The organism is Microbacterium sp. AC145 (assembly GCF_979258505.1).
In genome coordinates this window covers 986,413-1,008,747 of the sequence record NZ_OZ409859.1, presented here as the reverse complement: position 1 = coordinate 1,008,747, position 22,335 = coordinate 986,413, and the positions used below count along the sequence as shown (strand labels likewise).

Here is a 22,335-nt window from a genome sequence, read left to right as displayed (position 1 = left end):
GCGGGGTCACCGACATCGGGGCCGTGTCCGTGGCGCCACCTAGAGTGAGCACGTGATCGAGTTCATCATCGGCACCAGCCTCGCAGCATCGGCAGGCCTCAACGCCTGGATGCCGCTGTTCCTGCTCGGGCTCGCAGATAGACTGATTCCTGCCGTCGAGCTCCCCTCCTCGTGGGCCTGGCTGTCGAGCGACCTGGCGTTGTGGATCGTGGGCGCATTGCTGGTTCTCGAGATCATCGCCGACAAGATCCCGGCTCTCGACTCGGTCAACGATGTCGTGCAGAGCATCCTGCGCCCGGCCGCCGGTGGCATCGCGTTCGGCGCCGGATCCGGAGCTCAGACGGTCGCGATCGAGGATCCGGCCTCGTTCTTCACCGAGAACCAGTGGATTCCGGTGGCCATCGGCATCGCCGTCGCGCTGGTGGTGCACATCGTCAAGGCGACGACACGCGTCGCCGCGAACGCAGCCACCGGAGGCCTCGCCGCCCCCGCACTCAGCGCTGCGGAGGACGGGACCTCCTTCGCGCTCGCGGCCGCGGCAATCATCGCGCCGATCCTGGCCGCGATCCTGCTCATCGGGCTCGTCGTCGCGGTGATCGTGATCCTGCGTCGACGCGCCCGCCGGCGTCGCGAGAGGAGGACTCCTCGGTCCGCCTCCAGCGCCCGGACGTAGGAAGTGGTGGTCACGACGACCGGGTGCCCGGCGATGCGCGCAGCTTCACGACCGTCAAGCCCGCCGCGAGGCTGCACATGGCGAGGATCGTGACGATGAACCACACCCAGTCCACCTGGCCGAACACGATGCCGAGTGCCCAGCCGAACAGGCTCGATCCCGCGTAGTAGCCGAAGTAGTACAGCGAGGATGCCTGTGCTCTGCTGTCGGGTCCTGCCGCCACCGGCGCCCACCCCGATGCCACCGCGTGCGCCCCGAAGAAGCCGCCGGTGAAGAGCAGCAGCCCGAGCAGCACGATCGGCGTGGCGTGAGCCAGCATCGCGGCCGCACCCGCGCCCATCACGGTGATCGCGCCCAGCAGCACGGGGTATCGCCCGAAGCGAGAGGCCAGGGAGCCTGCCCACGGCGACGAGACGGTGCCGGCGAGATAGGCGAGGAAGAGCAGCGTCACCACCCAGGCAGGCAGCGCGAAGGGCGGCTCGGCGAGGTGGAATCCGAGGTAGTTGTAGACGGCGACGAACGCCCCCATGAGCAGGAAGCCCTGGGCGTACAGTGCGAGCTGACGCCCCGAGCGCAGCGGCGCCAGCAGGCGGGTGAGCATCCCCGGTCCGGCGTCGTCACGGAATCGTCCGGGCACGAATCCCCGCGCCTTCGGCGTCAGCCACAGGAACAGCACGGCCGCCACCGCGCACAGCCCCGCGACCGTCCACATGCCTTCCCGCCATCCCGCCTGCTCGCCGACGATGCCGGACACGATCCGGCCGACGAGCCCACCCACCGTCGTTCCCGCGATGTAACTCCCTGCTGCTGCGGCCGCGTTTCGCGGGCTGACCTCTTCACTCAGGTACGCGAGAGCGACCGCGGGCACAGCCCCGAGCGCGACTCCCTCGAGCAGGCGCAGCGTCAGGAGCATCTCCATCCCCGCGCTGAGCGGGGCCAGGAGCCCCAGGGCGGTCGCCGCGATCACACCGATCGCCATCGCCTGCACCCGGCCGATGCGGTCGGCGATCATCGACCACGGGATGACGGCGGCAGCCAGTCCGAGCGTCGCCGCCGACACACTGAGTGCGGCGCTCGCCGGCGAGATCCCGAGATCGGCCGACAGCTGCGGCAGCACGGCCTGGGGCGAATAGAGCTGCGCGAAGGTCGCGATTCCCGCGAAGAACAGACCGATGATCAGGCGTCGGTACCCGGACGTTCCTGGCGCGTGGCCGCTGAAGGTCACGACGTGCTGATCCGCTCCCAGAGATCGTCTGTCTGAGCGAGCGTCTGCTCGAGCGATCCCGACGTGTCGATGACCACGTCGGCGATGGCCAGGCGGCGCTCATCGGAGACCTGCGCGTCGATGCGCTGCTGCGCGGCCTGCTCCGCCATCCCGCGGATCTCCACGAGCCGACGCCTGCGCTCCTCCGCGGGCGCGTGTGCGACGACGATCAGGTCCCACGGATCGTCGACCCGTGCTTCCACGAGCAGGGGCACGTCATACACGACGACCGTCGCGGGATCTGCCGACATCGCCTCGTCGAATCGGCGCTGCGACTCGGCGCGGACCGCAGGGTGCACGATCGCGTTCAGCTGCGCGAGCTGATCGGCGTCCCCGAAGACCTTCGCACCGAGGGCGGCACGATCGAGCGAGCCGTCGGCGGCGATGACCTCTGCCCCGAACGTCTCGGCGATGGCTGCGAGAACCGGAGTCCCGGGTGCCTGCACGTCGCGGACGATCTGATCGGCGTCGACGACGACTGCTCCCCTCTCCGCCAGTCGTCGTGCGATGGTCGACTTCCCGGAGGCGATGCCGCCGGTGAGCGCGATGAGAGCCATGCGGCCAGTCTAGGCTTCGACGCGGCCGCGCTCAGCGTCCGAGAAGCTGACGCCGGGAGCTGATGACGCCCGTGTCGAACCCGGCGAGGTGCAGTCCGCCGTGGAACCGAGCGTGCTCGATCTTGATGCAGCGATCCATCACCACGGCGAGCCCTGCGTCCTCGGCGAGGGCGGCCGCATCCTCGTTCCATGACCCCAACTGCAGCCACAGCGTCTGCGCACCGAGGTCGATCGCCTCCTGCGCGACGCCGGGAAGATCCTCGTGGCGACGGAACACGTCGACGATGTCCGGGACCACGGGAAGGTCGGCCAGCGACGCATAGACGGGCTGTCCGAGGATGGACGACTCACGCGGATTGACGAGGTAGACGTCGTACGCGGTGCTCGAGAGCAGATAAGTCGCGACGAAGTACGACGCGCGGGCCGGGTTGTTCGATGCGCCGACGATCGCGACGGACTTCGCTCGCCGGAGGATGCCGAAGCGCTGCTGCTGACTCGGCCCCTCCCACGTGCGCTCAGGGTGCAGTGGAGCCGCTCCGGGCAGCGCGCACGCCGCGGCATCCTGAGGCGTGGGCAGAGCGCAGGCGTCCGCTCCCGCGAGGTTCGTGTCGCTCATCGGTTCGCTCCCGTCGCCGTGCTGAGTGCCTGGTCCAGGTCCCAGATGATGTCGTCCGCGTCCTCGAGGCCCACCGAGATCCGGATGAGATCGGGGCGCACCCCGGCCGCCTCGAGCTGCGACTCGGTGAGCTGACGGTGAGTGGTGGATGCCGGGTGGATGACGAGCGTGCGCGCATCACCGATGTTCGCGAGGTGCGATGCCAGCTGGAGATTCTCGATCAGGGTCTCCCCCGCCGCGCGACCGTCTTCGGCTCTGACTCCGAAGGCGAACACCGATCCCGGGCCGAGCGGCAGGTACTTCGCGGCGCGCTCATGATGCGGATGCCCCTCGAGCCCCGCCCACGTCACGTACTCCACGCGGGGGTCGGATGCCAGCCAGTCCGCGACGATGCGCGCGTTGGCGAGATGGGCGTCGATGCGCTGCGGCAGCGTCTCGACACCCTGCAGCAGGTTGAAGGCGGACTGCGGACTCAGCGCCGGCCCGATGTCACGCAGCTGCTCGGTGCGGAGCTTGGTGAGGAACCCGTACTCGCCGAAGTTGTCCCACCACTTGATCCCTCCGTACGACTCGACGGGCTCCGTCATCTGCGGGAACCGCCCGTTGCCCCAGTCGAACGTGCCCTTCTCGATCACGACGCCTCCGAGTGTCGTCCCGTGACCACCGAGGAACTTCGTCACCGAATGGATGACGATGTCGGCGCCGTGCTCGAGCGGCCGCGCGAGGTACGGAGTGGCAAGGGTCGCGTCGACGACGAGCGGCACACCGGCGGCATGTGCGACCTCCGCCAGGCCTTCGATGTCGGCGATCTCACCCGACGGGTTGCCGATCATCTCGACGTAGACGACCTTGGTCTCGGGACGGATCGCCGCCGCGTAGTCGGCAGGGTCCGTGGAGGCGACGAACGTGGTCTCCACGCCGAATCGACGCAATGTCACGTCCAGTTGGGTCACGGTGCCGCCGTACAGCTGCGCCGACGCGACCACGTGATCACCGGACCCGACGAGCGCGGCGAACGTGATGAACTCGGCGCTCATGCCCGACGCGGTCGCGACGGCGCCGATCCCGCCCTCGAGCGATGCCAGCCGTTCCTCGAGCGCGGCGACGGTGGGGTTGCCGATGCGCGAGTAGATGTTTCCGTACTTCTGCAGCGCGAAGAGATTGCCGGCATCCGTCGCATCCTCGAACACGAACGACGTCGTCTGGTAGATCGGCACGGCGCGGGCACCTGTCGCGGCATCCGGTGTGCCTCCGGCGTGGAGAGCCCTCGTGCGAAACCCGAAGCGGTGTTCTTCCGTCATTGCGTCCTCAGTTCAGCGGTCTCGAGCACGGCGGCGATGTCGTCGACGGCCCATGGGTTCTGCAGAGATGTCGTGTCGCCGAGCGGAGCGGGTGCGCGCCCTGCGCGCCGGTCCTGCTCGGCCTCCCACAGCTGCGCGAGCAGACGTCGCATGATCTTGCCGGAGCGGGTCTTGGGCAGGTCGGGGACGACGACGATGTGCTTCGGCTTGGCGACAGGCCCGATGGCGGTGGCGACCTGGCCGCGCAGTTGCGAGGTCGAGACCTCCGAACGTCCGGATGCGGTGACGAACGCGACCACGGCTTGCCCGGTGACCGCATCGGCGACGCCTGCGGTGCCTGCCTCCCCGACCGTGTCATGGGCCACGAGCGCCGATTCGATCTCGATGGTCGAGAGCCTGTGGCCCGACACGTTCACGACGTCGTCGAGGCGCCCGAGGATCCAGATGTAGCCGTCGGCATCGCGCGTCGCCCCGTCACCGGCGACGTAGTATCCGCCGTGCTCGCCGTGTCCGGCATAAGCCGACCAGTATGCATCTCGGTATCGCTGCGGGTTCCCCCACACGGTCCGCGCCATCCCCGGCCACGGACGCCGCACCACGAGCGTTCCGGATCTTCCGGGCGCGACCTCATCGCCGTTCGCGTCGACCACGGTCGCGTCGATGCCGGGCAGCGGCACGGATGCCGAGCCGGGCTTGAGCGTCGTCACTCCCGGAAGCGGCGCGATCATCGCCGCCCCGGTCTCGGACTGCCACCAGGTGTCGACCACCGGGAGCTCGTCGCGCCCGAAGTTGCGACGGAACCAGATCCAGGCTTCCGGATTGATCGCCTCCCCGACAGTTCCGAGCAGACGCAGTGTGGAGAGATCATGGCCCGAAGGCTGCTCTCCGCCGAACCAGGTCATGAAGGTGCGGATGAGCGTGGGCGCGGTGTAATAGACGGTCACGCCGTAACGCTCGATGATCTCGAGGTGTCGCTCACGGTTCGGCGTGTCCGGCGTCCCCTCGTAGATGACCTGAGTCAGGCCGTTCGAGAGCGGACCGTAGATCTCGTACGTGTGGGCGGTCACCCAGGCGAGATCCGCCGTGCACCAGTGCACGTCGTCGGGTTTCGCGTCGAAATGCGCCCAGTGCGCCCAGCTCGCATGCGTGAGGTACCCGCCGGATGTGTGGACGAGCCCCTTCGGCTTCCCGGTGGTTCCCGACGTGTAGATGATGAAGAGCGGATGCTCGGCATCGAACGCCTGGGGCTCATGCTGCGCCGAAGCGCCGTCGACGACGTCATGCCACCAGACGTCGCGTCCCTCGGTCCAGGGAACATCCTGCCCGGTGCGCCGAAGCACGAGGATGTGCTCGAGATCGGGAAGATCTGCGGCTGCGATGTCGGCCGTCGACTTGACCTCGGTCGCGGTGCCTCGGCGGAACTGACCGTCGCTCGTCACGAGCAGCTTGGCTCCGGTGTCGGCGAGCCGGAACCGCACCGCTTCGGCGGAGAACCCGCCGAACACGAGCGAGTGCACGGCTCCGATCCGTGCGCAGGCGAGGGTGATCACGACCGTCTCGATCAGCACCGGGAGATAGATGACGACGCGATCGCCCGGGCGGATGCCGAGTGCGATGAGCGCGTTGGCCGCGCGCGACACCCTGTCCTGGAGGTCGGAATACGTCACGGCGATACGGTCGCCCGGCTCGCCCTCGAAGTGCAGCGCGACCTTGTCACCGCGGCCGGCCGCGACGTGGCGGTCGACGCAGTTGTACGCGACGTTGAGCCGGCCACCGACGAACCATCGCGCGGCGGGAACAGCATCCCCCACGGGTGCATCCCACTCGTGAGCCGTGTGCCATGGCTCGGTCCAATCGAGCCGCTCGGCCGCCTGCTCCCAGAAGAGCGTCGGATCCGACGACGCCCGTGCGTAGGCCTCGACGGTCACATTCGCCGTCGCGGCGAAGCCGGCGGGAGCCGGGTATGTGCGGGTCTCGTGCAGACGTGCTTCTGTCACGGTCACACCCACCGTCGGAGCAGATACTTCTCGACCAGTACGAGGAGCGCGTTGGTGATCGTGCCGAGAAGCGCCAGCAGGACGATCGACAGGATGATCCTGTCGACGCGTCCGCTGTTCTGCGAATCCGTGAGCAGGAACCCGAGTCCCATCGACGAGGCGATCAGCTCGGCCGCGACGAGGAACAGCCAGGCCTGCGCGAGCGCGAGTCGGAGGCCCGCGACCACCGACGGCACGACGGCGGGCAGCTGCACGGTGCGGAACAGCGACCAGCCGCGAAGGCTGAACGAGCGTCCTGCCTCGACGAGCTGCGGATCGACGTGTCGGAGCGCCGATGCGACGGTCGTGTAGACCGGGAAGAACGCACCGATGGCGATCAGCGTCACCTTGGACTCCTCCCCGATCTGCATCCAGAGGATCAGCAACGGCACCCACGCCAGAGACGGGACCGCACGGACGGCCGAGAGCGTGGGACTCAGCAGCACGTCACCGATCTTCGAGAGGCCGACGATCCCCGCGATCGCGAGTCCGATCACCGACCCGATCGCGAAGCCGAGAAGCACGCGCTGCACCGAGATCGCGATGTGCGTCCAGAGCAGCCCGCGCTCGGCCAGTTCGACACCGGCTGCGAAGACCGATTCCGGGGATGGGAGGAGGTAGGGCGCGACGATTCCGGTGGTCGTCACGATCTGCCAGGCGATGATGATGAGGGCTGGCAGCAGGAACCCGCCGATGACGCGAACGACCGGACGGTCCCACGGATGCCGCGCGCCCACCTCAGGAACCCGACGGATGCCCCGAGCGGCGTCCAGCGCCTCCTGTGTGTCCGCGGGCACGATCACCCTCTGGTCGGGAAGACTCACTCGCCCCCGACCGCCTTCTCTGCGAAGGTGGCGTTCACGATCGAGTCGAGCGCCTCGTCGACCGAGTCCTGGCCGCCCTGGACATCACCGGAATCGACGAGCACGGGAGCGATCTTCTCGAGCACCGCGACCTGGTCGTCCCCAGGGATGCCGCTCACATCGAGGTTCGAGCGCTCGGTGATGACGGTCTTCGCGACCTCGATGTCGATGCTCGCGACCTCGGCCAGCAGCGCAGCCGTCTCGTCGGGGTTCTCGAGAGCCCACTCGCGCGCCTGCTCGTAGGCGTCGACGACCGCCTGCGCGAGGTCGGCGTGGTTCTCGATGAAGTCCTCGGTCGCGTTCAGGAATCCGTAGGTGTTGAAGTCGACGTTGCGGTAGATGAGCTGGTCGCCCGACTCCACCTCTGCCGCGGCCATGATCGGGTCGAGGCCCGCCCAGGCATCGACCGATCCGCCGTCGAGCGCTGCGCGCCCGTCCGCGTGCTGCAGGTTCTGCACCTCGACGTCGTCGACCGAGAGGCCGGCTTCCTCGAGGGACTGCAGCAGGAAGAAGTAGGGGTCCGTGCCCTTCGTCGCGGCGACCGACTTGCCCGCGAGGTCCTCGACCGAGGTGATGTCGCTGTCGGGACCGACGACGATCGCCGACCACTCGGGCTGCGAGAAGATGTCGATGACCTGGATGGGCGAGCCGTTCGCACGGGCGAGGAGCGCGGCGGAGCCGGCGGTCGAGCCCACGTCGATCGACCCGGAGCGCAGCAGCTCGTTCGCCTTGTTGGAGCCGGCGGACTGCACCCACTCGACAGCGACGTCGTCGCCGAGGATCTCCTCGAGGATTCCCTGGTCGCGGATCACGAGGCTCAGCGGGTTGTAGGTGGCGAAGTCGATCGACAGCGAGTCGGACGACCACTCGCCGGTCGCGGCCGCATCGTCGTTCGACGTGTCGGAGGCCGTGGCGTTCTCCCCGGCGACGCAGCCGGACGCTACGAGCATCATCGTCCCGGCGATGGCGATCGCAGGGACGATTCGGCGGGTGATGGTGCTCATCGGGTCTCCTCGGTGGCGGTGCTGTGGTGGGTGTCTACACCGAGTCCCTCGAGGAGCTCGGCGCGGAGGTCCGCGAGGCCGCGATCGGCGCGGTCGCGGGGGCGGATGCCGGGAACGGTGATCGTGCGCGCGATCGAAGACGCGTCCGTCCCGGCGTCGCCGACGAGCGTGCGCAGCAGCAGCACGCGATCGGCCAGATAGAGGGCTTCTTCCACGTCGTGGGTGACGAGGAGGACGGTGGTGGGCTCCGCGGCGTGGATCTTCAGAAGGAGATCGTGCATCCTCAGCCGGGTGAGCGCGTCAAGCGCGCCGAAGGGTTCGTCCAGGAGCAGGACGCCGGGGTTGCGGGCGAGCGCGCGGGCGAGCGAGGCGCGCTGCGCCATTCCCCCCGACACCTCGCGTGGACGCTGGTCCGCGGCCTGCTCCAGGCCGACCAGCTCGAGCAGCTCGCGCACACGCTCGCGCCCTTCGCGCCGGGCGGTACCGCGAGGAAGCCCGAGCTCGACGTTCTGTGCGATGGTCCGCCAGGGCAGGAGCCGGGGCTCCTGGAAGGCGATCGCGGTGCGCTCGTCGACGTCGGCGACGCCTGTGTCATCGAGCAGGATGCTGCCGCTCGTCGGCGCATCCAGCCCGCCGACCAGACGCAGGAGGGTGGACTTGCCGCATCCCGACGGTCCGACGATCGCGACGATCTCGCCCGCTGTGACCTCGACGTCGACTGCTCGGAGAACGTCACGCCGATCGCGAGCGACGGGGAAGCTGCGCTCCACACCGCGCAGACTCACCGGCTGAGCGGTGCCGGCGACCGCCGGGCCGCGAGCCGTGGAGGGCGCTGAGAGCAGAGAGGTCATACCCCCATGCTGTCCAACCCGCGGGAATGTTACGAATGCGGCCGTAATGTTCGGTCACGTAGCTCTCCGCACCTCGCGGATACGCACGGAAAAGCAGAACGGGCCGCCATCCCGAAGGATGACGGCCCGTTCCAGAGCGTGATGCTTACGCGTTGCCGCCCGAGAGCTTCTCGCGAAGAGCCGCGAGTGCCTCGTCGTCAGCGAGCGTGCCCGCGCCTGCGGCCTCGCTCGAGAAGACCTGGCCACCGAAGTCGTCGCCAGCGGCCGCCTCGGCCTCGGCTGCCTTGGCAACCTGAGCCTTGTGCGCCTCCCAGCGAGCCTGGGCTGCAGCGTACTCCTGCTCCCATGCCTCGCGCTGGGTGTCGAAGCCTTCCTTCCACGCACCGGTCTCGGGGTCGAAGCCCTCCGGGTACTTGTACTCGCCGGCCTCGTCGTACTCGGCGAGCATGCCGTAGAGCGCCGGGTCGAACTCGGTGCCGTTGACGTCGACAGCCTCGTTCGCCTGCTTCAGCGAGAGCGAGATGCGGCGACGCTCGAGGTCGATGTCGATGACCTTGACGAAGACCTCTTCGCCGACCGACACGACCTGCTCGGCCAGCTCGACGTGCTTGCTGGAGAGCTCGGAGATGTGGACGAGGCCCTCGATGCCGTCTGCGACGCGCACGAACGCACCGAACGGAACGAGCTTGGTGACCTTACCCGGCGTGACCTGACCGATCGCGTGGGTGCGGGCGAAGACCTGCCACGGGTCCTCCTGCGTCGCCTTCAGCGACAGGGAGACGCGCTCGCGGTCGAGGTCGACCTCGAGGATCTCGACGGTGACCTCCTGGCCCACCTCGACGACCTCGGAGGCGTGCTCGATGTGCTTCCAGGACAGCTCGGAGACGTGCACGAGGCCGTCCACGCCGCCCAGGTCGACGAATGCACCGAAGTTGACGATCGACGACACGACACCCTTGCGGACCTGACCCTTGTGCAGGTTGTTCAGGAACGTGGTGCGCGACTCCGACTGCGTCTGCTCGAGCAGCGCGCGGCGGCTGAGCACGACGTTGTTGCGGTTCTTGTCGAGCTCGAGGATCTTGGCCTCGATCTCCTGGCCGAGGTACGGCGTGAGGTCGCGGACGCGGCGCAGCTCGATGAGCGAAGCCGGGAGGAACCCACGGAGGCCGATGTCGACGATGAGTCCACCCTTGACGACCTCGATGACCGTTCCGGTGACGACGCCGTCGTTCTCCTTGATCTTCTCGACGTCTCCCCAGGCACGCTCGTACTGAGCACGCTTCTTGGAGAGGATCAGACGGCCTTCCTTGTCCTCCTTCTGGAGAACCAGGGCCTCGACCTCGTCGCCGACCTTGACGACCTCGTTCGGGTCGACGTCGTGCTTGATCGAGAGTTCGCGCGAGGGGATGACACCCTCGGTCTTGTATCCGACATCGAGGAGGACCTCATCGCGGTCGATCTTGACGATCGTGCCTTCGATGATGTCGCCGTCGTTGAAGAACTTCAGGGTCTTCTCGACCGCGGCCAGGAAGTCCTCAGCAGATCCGATGTCGTTGATGGCGACCTGCTTGGTGGCCGGGGCGGTCGTTGCGGTAGTCATGTAGTGGGTTGTCCTTGTGAATGGAGACTCGGGCTGAGGGCTCCGGCCGCGCACGACCGATGATGAGCTCTGCAGCGATTGATTTGGTTTCTACCACGCGGGCACGCATAGGCACGCCACGAGTGACAGTCAAGGTTATCAGATCTCAGGACTGCGTGAAGGACGAGATACCACGCGCGGCCGTCGCGCTGACAGACTGTCGACATGCCTCGCGCCGACAAGCTCCTCCTGCTCGACACCGCCAGTCTCTATTTCCGCGCCTTCTACGGCGTCCCCGACAAGGTGACGGCGCCCGACGGCTCCCCCATCAACGCGGCTCGCGGCCTGCTCGACATCATCGCGAAGCTCATCACCCGCTACGAGCCCACCCACGTGGTCGCCTGCTGGGACGACGACTGGCGTCCGCAGTGGAGGGTCGATCTGATCCCGAGCTACAAGTCGCACCGAGTGGTCGAGGTGGTGGCTGCGGGTCCCGACGTCGAAGAGGTGCCGGATCCTCTCGAGGCTCAGATCCCGTTGATCCGTGAGACCCTCGGACTCCTCGGCATCCCGATCATCGGTGTCGCCGAGCACGAGGCGGACGACGTCATCGGCACCCTCGCCACCCACGCCACGATGCCCGTCGACATCGTCACGGGCGACCGCGACCTCTTCCAGCTCGTCGACGACGCGAGAGCCGTCCGCGTCATCTATACGGCACGAGGCATGAGCAATCTCGAGATCGTGACCGATGCGGTCGTCGTAGCCAAGTACGGTGTCCTCCCCGGTCAGTACGCCGACTTCGCCACGATGCGCGGCGATGCCTCCGACGGCCTCCCCGGGGTCGCCGGAGTCGGCGAGAAGACCGCGGCGACCCTGCTGCAGACGCACGGCGATCTGGCCGGCATCCGTGCGGCTGCCGAAGCCGGAGAAGGGATGAGCGCGGGGGTCCGCGCGAAGATCCTCGCCGCCACGGCGTACCTCGATGTCGCTCCGACGGTGGTCGCCGTGGCCCCCGATCTCGACATAGCGGCGCCGACCGAGGCTCTGCGGCCGCTCGATCCGGCTGAGGCCGATGCCGCGACGGCGCTCGCGGAGAAGTGGAACCTCGGATCGTCCATGGCCCGCGCGGTCGCGGCCGTGGCGACCGTCGAAGGCTGAGTCAGTTCGCCCAGGCGAGCAGCCGGTCGAGCCCCCAGGTCGTGATGATGCGGGATGCCGGCACGCCTGCCCGTTCCGCCCGCTCGGCGCCGTGGTCGAGCAGCGAGAGCTGACCCGGCGCGTGCGCATCCGAGTCGATGGAGAAGAGGCATCCCGCGTCGAGGGCGATCGCGATCAACTCGTCCGGCGGGTCCTGACGCTCCGGCCGCGAGTTGATCTCGACAGCCACACCGTTCTCGGCACAGGCCGAGAAGACGGCGCGGGCATCGAACTGCGACTCCGGCCGCGTGCCCCGATCCCCCTGCACGAGCCGGCCGGTGCAGTGCCCGAGCACGTTCACTCGCGGGTTCGACACGGCAGCGATCATCCGTGCCGTCATCGGCCTCGCCTCCATGCGGAGTTTCGAATGGACGGATGCCACGACGATGTCGAGCTCGCCGAGCAGCGGTTCCTCCTGGTCCAGACCGCCGTCGTCGAGGATGTCCACCTCGATGCCGGCCAGAAGAGTGAACCCGTCAGCGGATTCAGCCCGCACGAGCGGCATCTGCTCACGCAGCCGCTCCGGTGAGAGTCCGCGGGCGACCCGAAGACGCGGGGAATGATCGGTGATCGCCTGATACTCGTGACCGAGTGCTCGCGCGGCCGCCGCCATCACGGGGATCGAGGTCGTTCCATCCGACCAGTCCGTGTGCGCATGCAGATCTCCACGGAGCTTCGCCCTCAACTCCGACGCGCGCTCCGGCTCGACCTCGCCTCGGAGCTCGACGAGATAGTCGGGGACCTCACCGCTCTGCGCCTGCCTGATGACACCGAAGGTCGATTCGCCGATCCCCTTCGCGGCACGCAGCCTCGTCGGATCCGAACGCACATCCTCCGGCAGCTGCTGTAGAGTCGCGGCAGCCTGACGGAACGCCTTGGCCCGGTAGCGCGATGCGCGCTCGCGTTCCAGCAGTGAGGCGATCTCGAGCAGGGCGGCGATCGGGTCCATGACGGCGCCTATGCGGTGGCGAGTTCCCGGCTGACGCCGATCCACTCGTCGAGCTTCGCGAGCGCCCGCCCGTCGTCCACCGCGGCGGCCGCACGGTCGTACCCCTCGCGTAGGCGTTCGAGGATCGGACGCTGCACCTGGGTCGCGTCCTGAGACAGTTCGAATGCGACGATCCCGGCCGCGGCGTTGAGGAGGACGATGTCGCGCACGGCGCCCTGCTCCCCTTCGAGGGTGCGACGCAGGACCGCAGCATTGTGATCAGGCGTACCGCCGATCAGATCGGCGAGGTCCGCGATCGGGATGCCGAGGTCGCGGGGATCGAGGTCGTGCTCGTGGATGTCGCCGCGGGTGACCTCCCAGATGCGGCTGTGACCGGTCGTGGTCAGTTCGTCGAGACCGTCGTCCCCGCGGAAGACGAGGGCAGTGGCGCCGCGCGTGCGGAACACACCCGTGATCAGCGGCACGCGCTCGAGTTGCGCGACGCCGACCGCGTTGGCCTCCGCGCGCGCCGGATTGCACAGCGGGCCGAGCATGTTGAAGACGGTCGGCACGCCGAGTTCGGCACGCACTGCGCCTGCATGCTTGAAGCCGGGATGGAACGCCCCCGCCCACGCGAACGTGATTCCCGTCCGGTCGAGGATCGATGCGACGGATGCCGGGTCGAGCGTCAGTTCCAGCCCGAGCGCGCTGAGGACGTCGGAGGAACCCGACGACGAGCTGGCCGCCCGATTGCCGTGCTTGACCACCGGCACCCCGGTCGCGCCGATGATCACGGCGGCGGTCGTCGAGACGTTCACGGTGCCCACACGGTCTCCGCCCGTGCCGACGATGTCGAGAACGTTCGGGGAGACGGGGAGGGGAACCGCGGCCTCGAGGATCGCGTCGCGGAAGCCGACGATCTCGTCGATCGTCTCTCCCTTGGCTCGCAATGCGACGAGGAAGCCGGCGAGCTGGGCCTCCGTCACGTCGCCGCGCATGATCTGACGCATGGCCCAGGTGGACTCCCAGACGCTCAGGTCGCGGCGCTCCAGAAGAGTGGTGAGCACGTCGGACCAGGTCAGGGAATCAGCCATGTGTGCGATCCTATCGGCGCCGCGAAAACGTGCAGACTCTTCCGCACGACCGGTGACGTGCGCATGAACCCCCGTTTCCCGCGGATTCACCGAGGATTCGCAGTGTTTTCTTAGGGTCGCCTAAGTCAGATCTCGGCCAATCGCGGGGCTGCGATGCGAGAATCACGCCCGAGGATCGGCCATAATGGAAGGGTGACGACCTCAGCGACGTATGCCCCGGCGGCAAGAACGATCAAGCGCCCCAACCCGGTAGCTGTCGGCACCATTGTGTGGCTCGGCAGCGAGGTGATGTTCTTCGCGGGACTCTTCGCGATCTACTTCACGCTCCGCAGCACCTCACCCGAGCTCTGGGCCGACCGCACCGAACTGCTGAACGTTCCGTTCGCGTTCGTCAACACGGCCATTCTGGTGCTCTCCTCGTTCACCTGCCAGATGGGTGTGTTCGCGGCCGAAGACCTCCAGCCGTACCGCCTCTCCAAGGGCCAGAAGAACGGCGCCGGACGCCGTCGCCTCTTCGGATGGGGAATGGTCGAGTGGTTCTTCCTCACATTCGCACTCGGCTCGATCTTCGTCGCCGGACAGGTGTGGGAGTACGCCACTCTCGTCGCAGAGGGCATGCCGATCAGCGCCGACTCGTACGCATCGGCGTTCTACATCACGACAGGCTTCCACGCACTGCACGTCACCGGCGGCCTGATCGCGTTCCTCCTCGTCATCGGGCGTGCATACGCCGTCAAGAATTTCCGGCACAAAGAGGCGACGTCCTCGATCGTGGTGTCCTACTACTGGCACTTCGTCGACGTCGTCTGGATCGTGCTGTTCGTCGTTATCTACTTCCTGAAATAAGAGCGGAGCTGATCCCCGAGATGGCACGAGAGAAGAAGCGCCGTTCGAACGGTCGCCGCAGCCCCCTGGCAGCGGTGGCCCTCATCGGAGCAGGACTCATGATCACCGGCGCCGTGTACGCCGGAGCATCGGCCGCGTTCGCCGCGACCGACACCACGACAGTCGCCGAGAGCACGCTCACCGTCGAAGACGGCGAGAAGCTCTTCCAGGCCAACTGCGCGACCTGTCACGGTCTCGACCTGCAGGGCACCGCGAACGGCCCCAGCCTCTACGGTGTGGGTGAGCTCGCGACCGAGTTCCAGCTGTCGACCGGCCGCATGCCCCTGCAGATGCAGGGACCGCAGGCTCCGCAGAAGCAGCCGCAGTTCACGGAAGACCAGATCCTGGCGATCTCCTCCTTCGTGCAGGAGTCCGCTCCCGGACCCACCTTCCCCGACGACCATCTTCTGGACGGTGGCGGTGATGTCGCGAACGGCGCCGAGCTGTTCCGCGTCAACTGCGCGATGTGCCACAACGTGGCCGCCGCCGGAGGTGCACTCACCGAGGGCAAGTACGCCCCCGCACTGACCGAGACCAGCGCGCTGCACATGTACGCGGCCATGGTCACCGGTCCCCAGAACATGCCTGTCTTCGGCGACATGAACCTGTCGGACGAGGACAAGCGAGACATCATCTCGGCGCTGCTCTACCAGCAGCAGTCCGTGCAGATCGGCGGATTCTCGCTCGGTTCGCTCGGCCCCGTGTCCGAGGGGCTGTTCGTCTGGATCTTCGGCATCGGCGCGCTCGTCGCCATCACCGTGTGGATCACGGCGAAGTCCAACTGACGCTTATTCATCGAAGAGGAACGTACGAGGAGCACCATGGCACACGACGACGACTCGCAGGCTCTTGACAGGGCCTACCAGCCCTCTCCGGGGCTGGGTGTCGCAGTCAGCGATCCCGTGCAGAACCCCGGGCTGCCGCCGCACCGCGAGCGGATGACCGACAAGGATCCGCGCGCCGAGAAGGCAGCGGAGCGCACGGTCTACACGCTGTTCTATCTCTCGCTGGCAGGAAGCATCTGGGCGGTCGCCGCCTACATGCTCTTCCCCATCGAGAGCGGCGCGCTCATCGACATCCGCCAGAACAACCTCTTCATCGGTCTCGGCATCTCTTTGGCGCTGCTCGCGATCGGAATCGGCGCGATCCACTGGTCCAAGGCGCTGATGAGCGACAAGGAGCACATCGAGCACCGCCACCCCACCCGGGGCAAGGACTCGACGCGCGAGGCTGTCGTCGAGGCTTTCGCCACGGCGAACGAAGAGTCCGGTTTCGGACGACGGACGATGATCCGCAACTCGCTGTTCGCGGCGATCGTGGCGTCGATCATCCCCGGTGTCACGCTGTTCCGCGGACTCGCTCCGCACAGCACTCCCGACGACCCGACTGCCGGAGAACCCGTCACGCTCCTCAAGCACACGATGTGGGAGAAGGGCGCTCGCCTCGTGCGCGACCCCGACGGCACGCCGATCCGCGCCGCAGACGTCACGCTCGGCTCCGCCTTCCACGTGATCCCCGAGGAACTCGCCGATCTCAGCCATCACGATGGCTACCTCGAGGAGAAGGCGAAGGCGATCGTGCTGATGATGCGCCTTCGTCCTGAGCAGCTCACCGAGGCTGAAGACCGCAAGGACTGGTCGTACGACGGCATCGTCGCGTACTCGAAGGTCTGCACGCACGTCGGATGCCCCGTGGCTCTGTACGAGCAGCAGACCCACCACCTCCTCTGCCCCTGCCACCAGTCGCAGTTCGACGTCACGGATCATGCCAAGGTCATCTTCGGACCGGCCGCACGTCCGCTGCCGCAGCTGCCCATCACCGTCGACGACGAGGGCTACCTCGTCGCACGAAGTGACTTCACCGAGCCCGTCGGCCCGAGCTTCTGGGAGCGCCATTGAGCACCGCAACGCTGTCCAAAGAGGACAAGGACAACAAGGCGCCTCTCGGCGGCCGATTCGTCGGCGCCGCGTCGAACTACATCGATGAGCGCACCAGCATCTCCGGCTTCGTCAAGGAGCTCGGACGCAAGATCTTCCCTGACCACTGGTCGTTCATGCTGGGCGAGATCGCGCTGTGGAGCTTCGTGGTCGTGTTCCTGTCCGGAACCTTCCTGACGTTCTTCTTCGAAGCGTCCATGGTCGAGACGCACTACACGGGTGCTTACGCCCCGATGCGCGGAATCGCCATGTCGGCGGCACTCGAGTCTTCGCTGAACATCTCGTTCGACCTCCGCGGTGGCCTCCTGGTGCGCCAGATCCACCACTGGGCCGCGCTCGTCTTCGTCGCCGGCATCGGCGTGCACATGCTGCGCGTCTTCTTCACCGGTGCATTCCGCAAGCCTCGCGAGCTCAACTGGGTGATCGGCTTCGTGCTCTTCGTCCTCGCGATGGCCGAGGGCTTCACCGGGTACTCCCTGCCGGACGACCTGCTGTCGGGCAACGGCCTGCGCATCATCGACGGCATGATCAAGGGCATCCCGCTGATCGGCACCTGGACATCCTTCCTGCTCTTCGGCGGTGAGTTCCCCGGAACCGCGATCGTCGGTCGTCTGTACACGCTGCACATCCTGCTGCTGCCTCTCCTGGTGATCGGGCTCATCGTCGTTCACCTGATGCTGATGATCGTCAACAAGCACACGCAGTTCGCCGGCCCCGGTCGCACGAACGACAACGTCGTGGGCTACCCGATGATGCCGGTCTACATGTCGAAGATGGGTGGCTACCTCTTCATCGTCTTCGGCACGATCGTGCTGATCGCGACGTTCTTCCAGATCAACCCGATCTGGAACTACGGACCGTACGACCCCTCCCCCGTGTCCGCCGGTACTCAGCCTGACTGGTACATCGGATTCGCGGACGGTGCACTGCGCCTCGCTCCCTCGAACCTCGATGTCGTCTTCCTGAACCACACCTGGTCGTTCGGAATCCTGCTGCCGCTCGTCGTCCTCGGACTGTTCATCGTGCTCGTCGCGATCTACCCGTTCATCGAGGCGTGGGTCACCGGCGACAAGCGGGAGCACCACATCGCGCAGCGCCCGCGCAACGCCGCGACTCGCACTGCCATCGGCGTCGCCGGAGTCATCTTCTACGCGGTGCTGTGGGCTGCGGCTTCGTCCGACCTCATCGCGACGCACTTCATGCTCACGATGGAGGGTGTGATCCACACGCTTCAGGCGCTGCTGTTCGTCGGCCCCGTGCTCGGCTACTTCGTCACGAAGCGGATCGCCCTCGCGCTGCAGAAGAAGGACCGCGAGATCGTTCTGCACGGCTACGAGTCCGGTCGCATCGTCCGGCTCCCCGGTGGCGAGTTCATCGAGGTGCACCAGCCGGTCGACAAGTACGACCGCTGGAAGCTCATCGATGTCGACGGATACGAGCCGCTGGTCGTTCGTCCGAATGCCAAGGGCCGTATCTCGTGGACCGAGAACCTGCGATCCTCCATCTCCCGGTGGTTCTTCGAGGACCGTCTCGCCCCGCTCACGCAGGCAGAGGTCGAAGCTGCGGATGCTCACCAGCACCACGTCACGGCGAGCAACGACGAGACCGAGGCCGCAGAGATCCAGGGCGCCCACGAGCGTGCGGGATTCCCGGAGGCTCCTCTGACCACGGGTGAGACCCACGTCGACGAGACGGCGAACACACCGAGCTCGGTCATCTCGACCGAACCCGTGAAGAAGTCCCGCAAGAAGAAGTCGGAAGACGGCGAGTAAGCTCGCTGCTCTCCCACGAAGAAGGCCCTGTCCGTTTCGGACAGGGCCTTCTTCGTGTCCGGGCGCCTCTCACCTGAGCGTGGAAGGATCATGACATGAGCTCAGCAGTCCAACTCATCCGTTCGACCGATCTCGCCGCTGCTCCCTACGCGTACGCGGCGACAGCACCATCCGGATCCCGGCTGATCTTCCTCGCCGGCGCATGCCCTCTCAATGACGATGGCACCACGACAGCACCGGGCGACTACGCCGCACAAGCCGCACGCTGCATCGAGACACTGCAGGCCGCGCTACGCGCCAGTGATGCGGCGCTCACCGATGTCATCTCCACGCGCGTGCTGGTGGCGTCGTCGTCCCAGCAGGATCTGGTGGCGGCGTGGGAGGTCGTACACGCCGCCTTCGGCGCCCATGACGTGCCGAGCACTCTCCTGGGTGTCACTGTGCTCGGATACGATCACCAGCTGGTCGAGATAGAAGCGATCGCAGCCGTCGCGGAGGAGACACGATGAACGGCGCCACCATCCGTCCAGCCGTCCCGGATGACGCGGCGGTACTGCACGCCATCGAGGCGCGGGCCGATCTGCTTCTGATCGACAGCCTGGGAGCACCCGAGTGGCCGCCGGCCGGCGACGGTGCCGAGAGGCTGGGAGCGCCCGGTTTCGTCCTGGTGATCGAAGACCCCGAGGACTCCTCCCCCATCGGCTTCGTCCATGTGCTCGATGCCGACGGCCATGCTCACCTCGAGCAGCTCTCTGTCCTCCCCTCCTCCGGTCGACAGGGGTACGGACGCCGCCTCGTCGAAGCCGCACTGGACGAAGCCCGCGAGCGCGGCTACACGCGGATGTCGCTGCGCACGTATGCCGAGATCCCCTGGAACGCTCCGTTCTACGCCTCGTGCGGGTTCCTCGAGAGCATTCCGGAAACACCGTTCCAGCGGGGTCTCGTCGACACGGAGGCAGACTTGGGGGTGGATCGGTACGGGCGCCGCCTGCAGATGACGGTGGAGCTCTGACACGCGGCTCCGACGTTGGCGGATTCCGGTGCACCCTCGTCCGGATGACGAGGGCGCACCGACGGCCGTCTCCCTAGTCTGGGATTATGATCGACCGCGCTGAGTATTACGCCGCCAAGCTCGCCTACGAGACCGACGCCAGCGATGTCCACGCCGCGCTGAAGGCCGGCGAGGATGTCGTCGTCATCGATGTCCGCTCCGATGAGGCCTGGGCCCAGGGACGCGTCTCAGGAGCCGTCCACATGCACTACAGCGAGATCGCGACCCGCGCCCCCGTGGAGATTCCCGTCGGTGCCGCCGTCGTCGTCTACTGCTGGAGTCCCGGGTGCAACGCCGGCGCGAAGGGTGCCCGTGAGTTCGCCGCGCTCGGATACGACGTGCGGGAGATGATCGGCGGCTTCGAGTACTGGGTTCGCGAGGGGTATCCGGTGGAGGACGCGGACGGCGTGCACCACCGCCCCGTCGACCCGCTCACCGGTGTGGCACGGGTGCGCACGAAGCCCTGAGCGCCCGCCCCGCCGTTCACGCCCATGCGGGACAGGACGATGAAGGCCCCTGGGATGCTTCCCAGGGGCCTTCATCGTGATACTCAGCGTGCGAAGTTGCCGCGGTAGTACTCGTACACCCATCCGACGATCGCGATGACGAAGATCGCGAGGCCGATCGGCAGGAGGAAGTGGCCGACGGCCAACCCCACGACGAACACGGCAGCGGAGCCTGCGAGAACCATCGGCCACCAGGACCACGGGCTGAACTCACCGAGTTCGGGGTCTCCGTCGTCGATGTCGCTGGTGAGGATGTCTTCCGGCAGCTCACCGTTCTGCGCCTTGTGCGTGCGGTCGAGATAGAACGCGATCATCGCGCCCATGAACGCCGCGAAGAACAGCGCCACTGTGCCGACCCACTCGATGCGTGCTGCGAAGTTGTCCGCAGGCGTGGCGAGGATGTGCCAGCCGGTGTACACGACACCGACCAGGGCGAAGAAGGCGGTGAGGACCCACCAGAGGATGACGTTGTCGCGCATGGCTCAGTGGCCCTCTCGCTCGCCGGGGACGGTGGTCGTGAACTCGGCCGCCTCCGGGTGGTTCAGGTCGAAAGCCGGACGCTCACTGCGGATGCGCGGGATCGACGTGAAGTTGTGTCGCGGCGGCGGGCAGGAGGTCGCCCACTCGAGAGATGCACCGTAACCCCACGGGTCGTTGACCGTGACCTTCGGCGCCTTGCGCGACGTGATCCACACGTTCAGGAAGAACGGCAGCATCGACGCACCGAGGATGATCGCACCGATCGTCGACACCTGGTTGCCCCAGGTCCAGCCGTCTGCCGCGGAGTAATCCGCGTAGCGACGGACCATGCCGTCGACTCCCAGCCAGTGCTGGATGAGGAAGGTCATGTGGAAGCCGATGAAGAGCATCCAGAAGTGCACGTATCCGAGACGCTCGTTGAGCATGCGCCCTGTCCACTTGGGCCACCAGAAGTAGAACCCGGCGAACATGGCGAACACGACTGTTCCGAAGACCACGTAGTGGAAGTGAGCCACCACGAAGTACGAGTCGGAGAGGGCGAAGTCGAGCGGCGGGGCCGCGAGGATGACGCCGGTCAGACCACCGAAGACGAACGACACGAGGAAGCCGAGCGCGAAGACCATCGGAGTCTCGAACGTCACGGAACCTCGCCAGAGCGTTCCGATCCAGTTGAAGATCTTCACACCTGTCGGGACCGCGATGAGCATGGTCATCAGGGCGAAGAACGGCAGGAGCACCGAACCGGTCACGTACATGTGGTGAGCCCACACCGCCACGGAGAGCGCTGCGATGGCGATCGTCGCGTAGACCAGGGTCTTGTATCCGAAGATCGGCTTGCGGCTGAAGACCGGGAAGATCTCGGAGACGATGCCGAAGAACGGCAGCGCGATGATGTAGACCTCGGGGTGCCCGAAGAACCAGAACAGGTGCTGCCAGAGGAGCACACCGCCGTTCGCGGGATCGTAGATGTGTGCACCCAGCACGCGGTCGGCGCCGGCCGCGAAGATCGCAGCGGCGAGGACCGGGAACGCCATGAGGATCAGGAGGCTCGTGATGAGCGTGTTCCAGGTGAAGATCGGCATGCGCCACATCGTCATGCCGGGAGCGCGCATCGTGATGATCGTGGTGATGAAGTTCACCGCACCGAGGATCGTGCCGAAGCCCGAGATGCCGAGACCCAGCATCCAGAGGTTTCCGCCGGCGCCCGGCGAGAAGGATGCGCTGGCCAGGGGCTGGTAGGCGAACCAGCCGAACGACGCTGCGCCCTGCGGGGTGAGGAACCCGGCGACGGCGATCGTCGATCCGAAGAGGAAGAGCCAGAAGGCGAAGGCGTTCAGACGCGGGAACGCGACGTCAGGTGCCCCGATCTGCAGCGGCAGGATGGCGTTGGCGAATCCTGCGAACAGCGGCGTCGCGAACATCAGCAGCATGATCGTGCCGTGCATCGTGAACAGCTGGTTGTACTGCTCCTTCGTGGGGATGATCTGCATCCCGGGAGCGAACAGCTCGGCACGGATGACCAGAGCCATCACGCCACCGAGGAGGAAGAACAGCACCGAGGCGATCAGATACATGTATCCGATCGTCTTGTGGTCGGTGGAGGTGATCCACTTGACGACGATGTTGCCCTTCTGCTCCACACGCGACGAGCTCATCAGAGCCGCCTGACGTGCGGGCAGTGCGGACGGACGGGAGCGAGGGGCCTCGTCGGTGCGGGGTGCTTCTGTCGTCGACATGG

At 66.9% G+C, this 22,335-nt stretch carries 22 protein-coding genes; 9 read left to right on the top strand and 13 right to left on the bottom strand.

What is annotated here, in order from left to right; all coding sequences use genetic code 11:
• Positions 1-52 precede the first annotated feature (52 nt).
• Positions 53-673 (top strand): DUF4126 domain-containing protein, encoded by a 621-nt coding sequence (locus ACZZZN_RS04895; protein WP_463504082.1) that lies wholly within the window; start codon positions 53-55, stop codon positions 671-673.
• A gap of 10 nt (positions 674-683) precedes the next feature.
• On the opposite strand, the gene ACZZZN_RS04890 is transcribed toward ACZZZN_RS04895, so the two are convergent.
• From ACZZZN_RS04890 to rpsA, 9 genes are all read right to left on the bottom strand, one after another.
• On the bottom strand, positions 684-1,898 hold the full coding sequence (locus ACZZZN_RS04890; RefSeq protein ID WP_463504081.1) for an MFS transporter: 1,215 nt from the start codon (positions 1,896-1,898) through the stop codon (positions 684-686).
• Complete coding sequence (gene coaE / locus ACZZZN_RS04885; RefSeq protein ID WP_463504080.1) at positions 1,895-2,494, bottom strand: dephospho-CoA kinase; 600 nt, start codon at positions 2,492-2,494, stop codon at positions 1,895-1,897. Before coaE ends, ACZZZN_RS04890 begins: the two co-directional genes overlap by 4 nt.
• Before the next feature lie 31 nt (positions 2,495-2,525).
• A complete protein-coding gene (locus ACZZZN_RS04880; protein WP_463504079.1) occupies positions 2,526-3,110 on the bottom strand; it encodes a CoA-binding protein in 585 nt (194 codons plus the stop codon).
• The gene (locus ACZZZN_RS04875) at positions 3,107-4,411 is read right to left on the bottom strand and encodes an O-acetylhomoserine aminocarboxypropyltransferase/cysteine synthase family protein (protein WP_463504078.1); all 1,305 of its coding nucleotides are present in this window, start codon (positions 4,409-4,411) and stop codon (positions 3,107-3,109) included. Before ACZZZN_RS04875 ends, ACZZZN_RS04880 begins: the two co-directional genes overlap by 4 nt.
• Positions 4,408-6,408: an acetate--CoA ligase gene (acs, locus tag ACZZZN_RS04870; protein ID WP_463504077.1), complete on the bottom strand. Its 2,001-nt coding sequence runs from the start codon at positions 6,406-6,408 to the stop codon at positions 4,408-4,410. Before acs ends, ACZZZN_RS04875 begins: the two co-directional genes overlap by 4 nt.
• 2 nt (positions 6,409-6,410) lie before the next feature.
• Positions 6,411-7,244 carry an ABC transporter permease gene (locus ACZZZN_RS04865; RefSeq protein ID WP_463504076.1) on the bottom strand — a complete coding sequence of 278 codons (834 nt, stop codon included), beginning with the start codon at positions 7,242-7,244 and terminating at the stop codon, positions 6,411-6,413.
• 23 nt (positions 7,245-7,267) lie between these two features.
• Complete coding sequence (locus tag ACZZZN_RS04860) at positions 7,268-8,314, bottom strand: aliphatic sulfonate ABC transporter substrate-binding protein (RefSeq protein WP_463504075.1); 1,047 nt, start codon at positions 8,312-8,314, stop codon at positions 7,268-7,270.
• A complete protein-coding gene (locus ACZZZN_RS04855; RefSeq protein ID WP_463504074.1) occupies positions 8,311-9,165 on the bottom strand; it encodes an ABC transporter ATP-binding protein in 855 nt (284 codons plus the stop codon). The genes ACZZZN_RS04860 and ACZZZN_RS04855 overlap by 4 nt, the downstream gene beginning before the upstream one ends.
• Positions 9,166-9,310: 145 nt before the next feature.
• Positions 9,311-10,765: a 30S ribosomal protein S1 gene (gene rpsA, locus ACZZZN_RS04850; RefSeq protein WP_053096692.1), complete on the bottom strand. Its 1,455-nt coding sequence runs from the start codon at positions 10,763-10,765 to the stop codon at positions 9,311-9,313.
• Between the two features lie 204 nt (positions 10,766-10,969).
• On the opposite strand from rpsA, the gene ACZZZN_RS04845 reads away from it, so the two are divergent.
• Positions 10,970-11,905: a 5'-3' exonuclease gene (locus ACZZZN_RS04845; RefSeq protein ID WP_463504073.1), complete on the top strand. Its 936-nt coding sequence runs from the start codon at positions 10,970-10,972 to the stop codon at positions 11,903-11,905.
• 1 nt (position 11,906) lies between these two features.
• Here ACZZZN_RS04845 and ACZZZN_RS04840 read toward each other — a convergent pair whose 3' ends face one another.
• The gene (locus ACZZZN_RS04840; protein ID WP_463504072.1) at positions 11,907-12,893 is read right to left on the bottom strand and encodes a PHP domain-containing protein; all 987 of its coding nucleotides are present in this window, start codon (positions 12,891-12,893) and stop codon (positions 11,907-11,909) included.
• A gap of 8 nt (positions 12,894-12,901) precedes the next feature.
• On the bottom strand, positions 12,902-13,966 hold the full coding sequence (trpD, locus tag ACZZZN_RS04835) for an anthranilate phosphoribosyltransferase (protein ID WP_463504071.1): 1,065 nt from the start codon (positions 13,964-13,966) through the stop codon (positions 12,902-12,904).
• Between the two features lie 153 nt (positions 13,967-14,119).
• Here trpD and ctaE point away from each other — a divergent pair, with 153 nt between their 5' ends.
• From ctaE to ACZZZN_RS04800, 7 genes are all read left to right on the top strand, one after another.
• A complete protein-coding gene (ctaE, locus tag ACZZZN_RS04830) occupies positions 14,120-14,812 on the top strand; it encodes an aa3-type cytochrome oxidase subunit III (RefSeq protein ID WP_463504070.1) in 693 nt (230 codons plus the stop codon).
• Positions 14,813-14,832: 20 nt separating this feature from the next.
• Complete coding sequence (qcrC, locus tag ACZZZN_RS04825; RefSeq protein WP_463504069.1) at positions 14,833-15,636, top strand: cytochrome bc1 complex diheme cytochrome c subunit; 804 nt, start codon at positions 14,833-14,835, stop codon at positions 15,634-15,636.
• A gap of 36 nt (positions 15,637-15,672) precedes the next feature.
• Positions 15,673-16,749, top strand: a complete 1,077-nt coding sequence (gene qcrA / locus ACZZZN_RS04820) for a cytochrome bc1 complex Rieske iron-sulfur subunit (protein ID WP_463504068.1) — start codon at positions 15,673-15,675, stop codon at positions 16,747-16,749.
• Positions 16,746-18,560 (top strand): cytochrome bc1 complex cytochrome b subunit, encoded by a 1,815-nt coding sequence (gene qcrB / locus ACZZZN_RS04815; protein WP_463504067.1) that lies wholly within the window; start codon positions 16,746-16,748, stop codon positions 18,558-18,560. The genes qcrA and qcrB overlap by 4 nt, the downstream gene beginning before the upstream one ends.
• A 95-nt stretch (positions 18,561-18,655) precedes the next feature.
• Positions 18,656-19,069, top strand: coding sequence for a RidA family protein (locus ACZZZN_RS04810; RefSeq protein WP_463504066.1), 414 nt, complete (start codon positions 18,656-18,658; stop codon positions 19,067-19,069).
• Positions 19,066-19,572 carry a GNAT family N-acetyltransferase gene (locus tag ACZZZN_RS04805; RefSeq protein WP_463504065.1) on the top strand — a complete coding sequence of 169 codons (507 nt, stop codon included), beginning with the start codon at positions 19,066-19,068 and terminating at the stop codon, positions 19,570-19,572. Before ACZZZN_RS04810 ends, ACZZZN_RS04805 begins: the two co-directional genes overlap by 4 nt.
• Positions 19,573-19,658: 86 nt before the next feature.
• Complete coding sequence (locus ACZZZN_RS04800; protein ID WP_463504064.1) at positions 19,659-20,078, top strand: rhodanese-like domain-containing protein; 420 nt, start codon at positions 19,659-19,661, stop codon at positions 20,076-20,078.
• 83 nt (positions 20,079-20,161) lie between these two features.
• Here the strand turns inward: ACZZZN_RS04800 and ACZZZN_RS04795 are convergent, their stop codons facing one another.
• Both ACZZZN_RS04795 and ctaD read right to left on the bottom strand, forming a co-directional pair.
• Complete coding sequence (locus ACZZZN_RS04795) at positions 20,162-20,596, bottom strand: cytochrome c oxidase subunit 4 (RefSeq protein ID WP_463504063.1); 435 nt, start codon at positions 20,594-20,596, stop codon at positions 20,162-20,164.
• Positions 20,597-20,599: 3 nt separating this feature from the next.
• Complete coding sequence (gene ctaD / locus ACZZZN_RS04790; RefSeq protein ID WP_194763423.1) at positions 20,600-22,333, bottom strand: aa3-type cytochrome oxidase subunit I; 1,734 nt, start codon at positions 22,331-22,333, stop codon at positions 20,600-20,602.
• Positions 22,334-22,335: the final 2 nt, after the last annotated feature.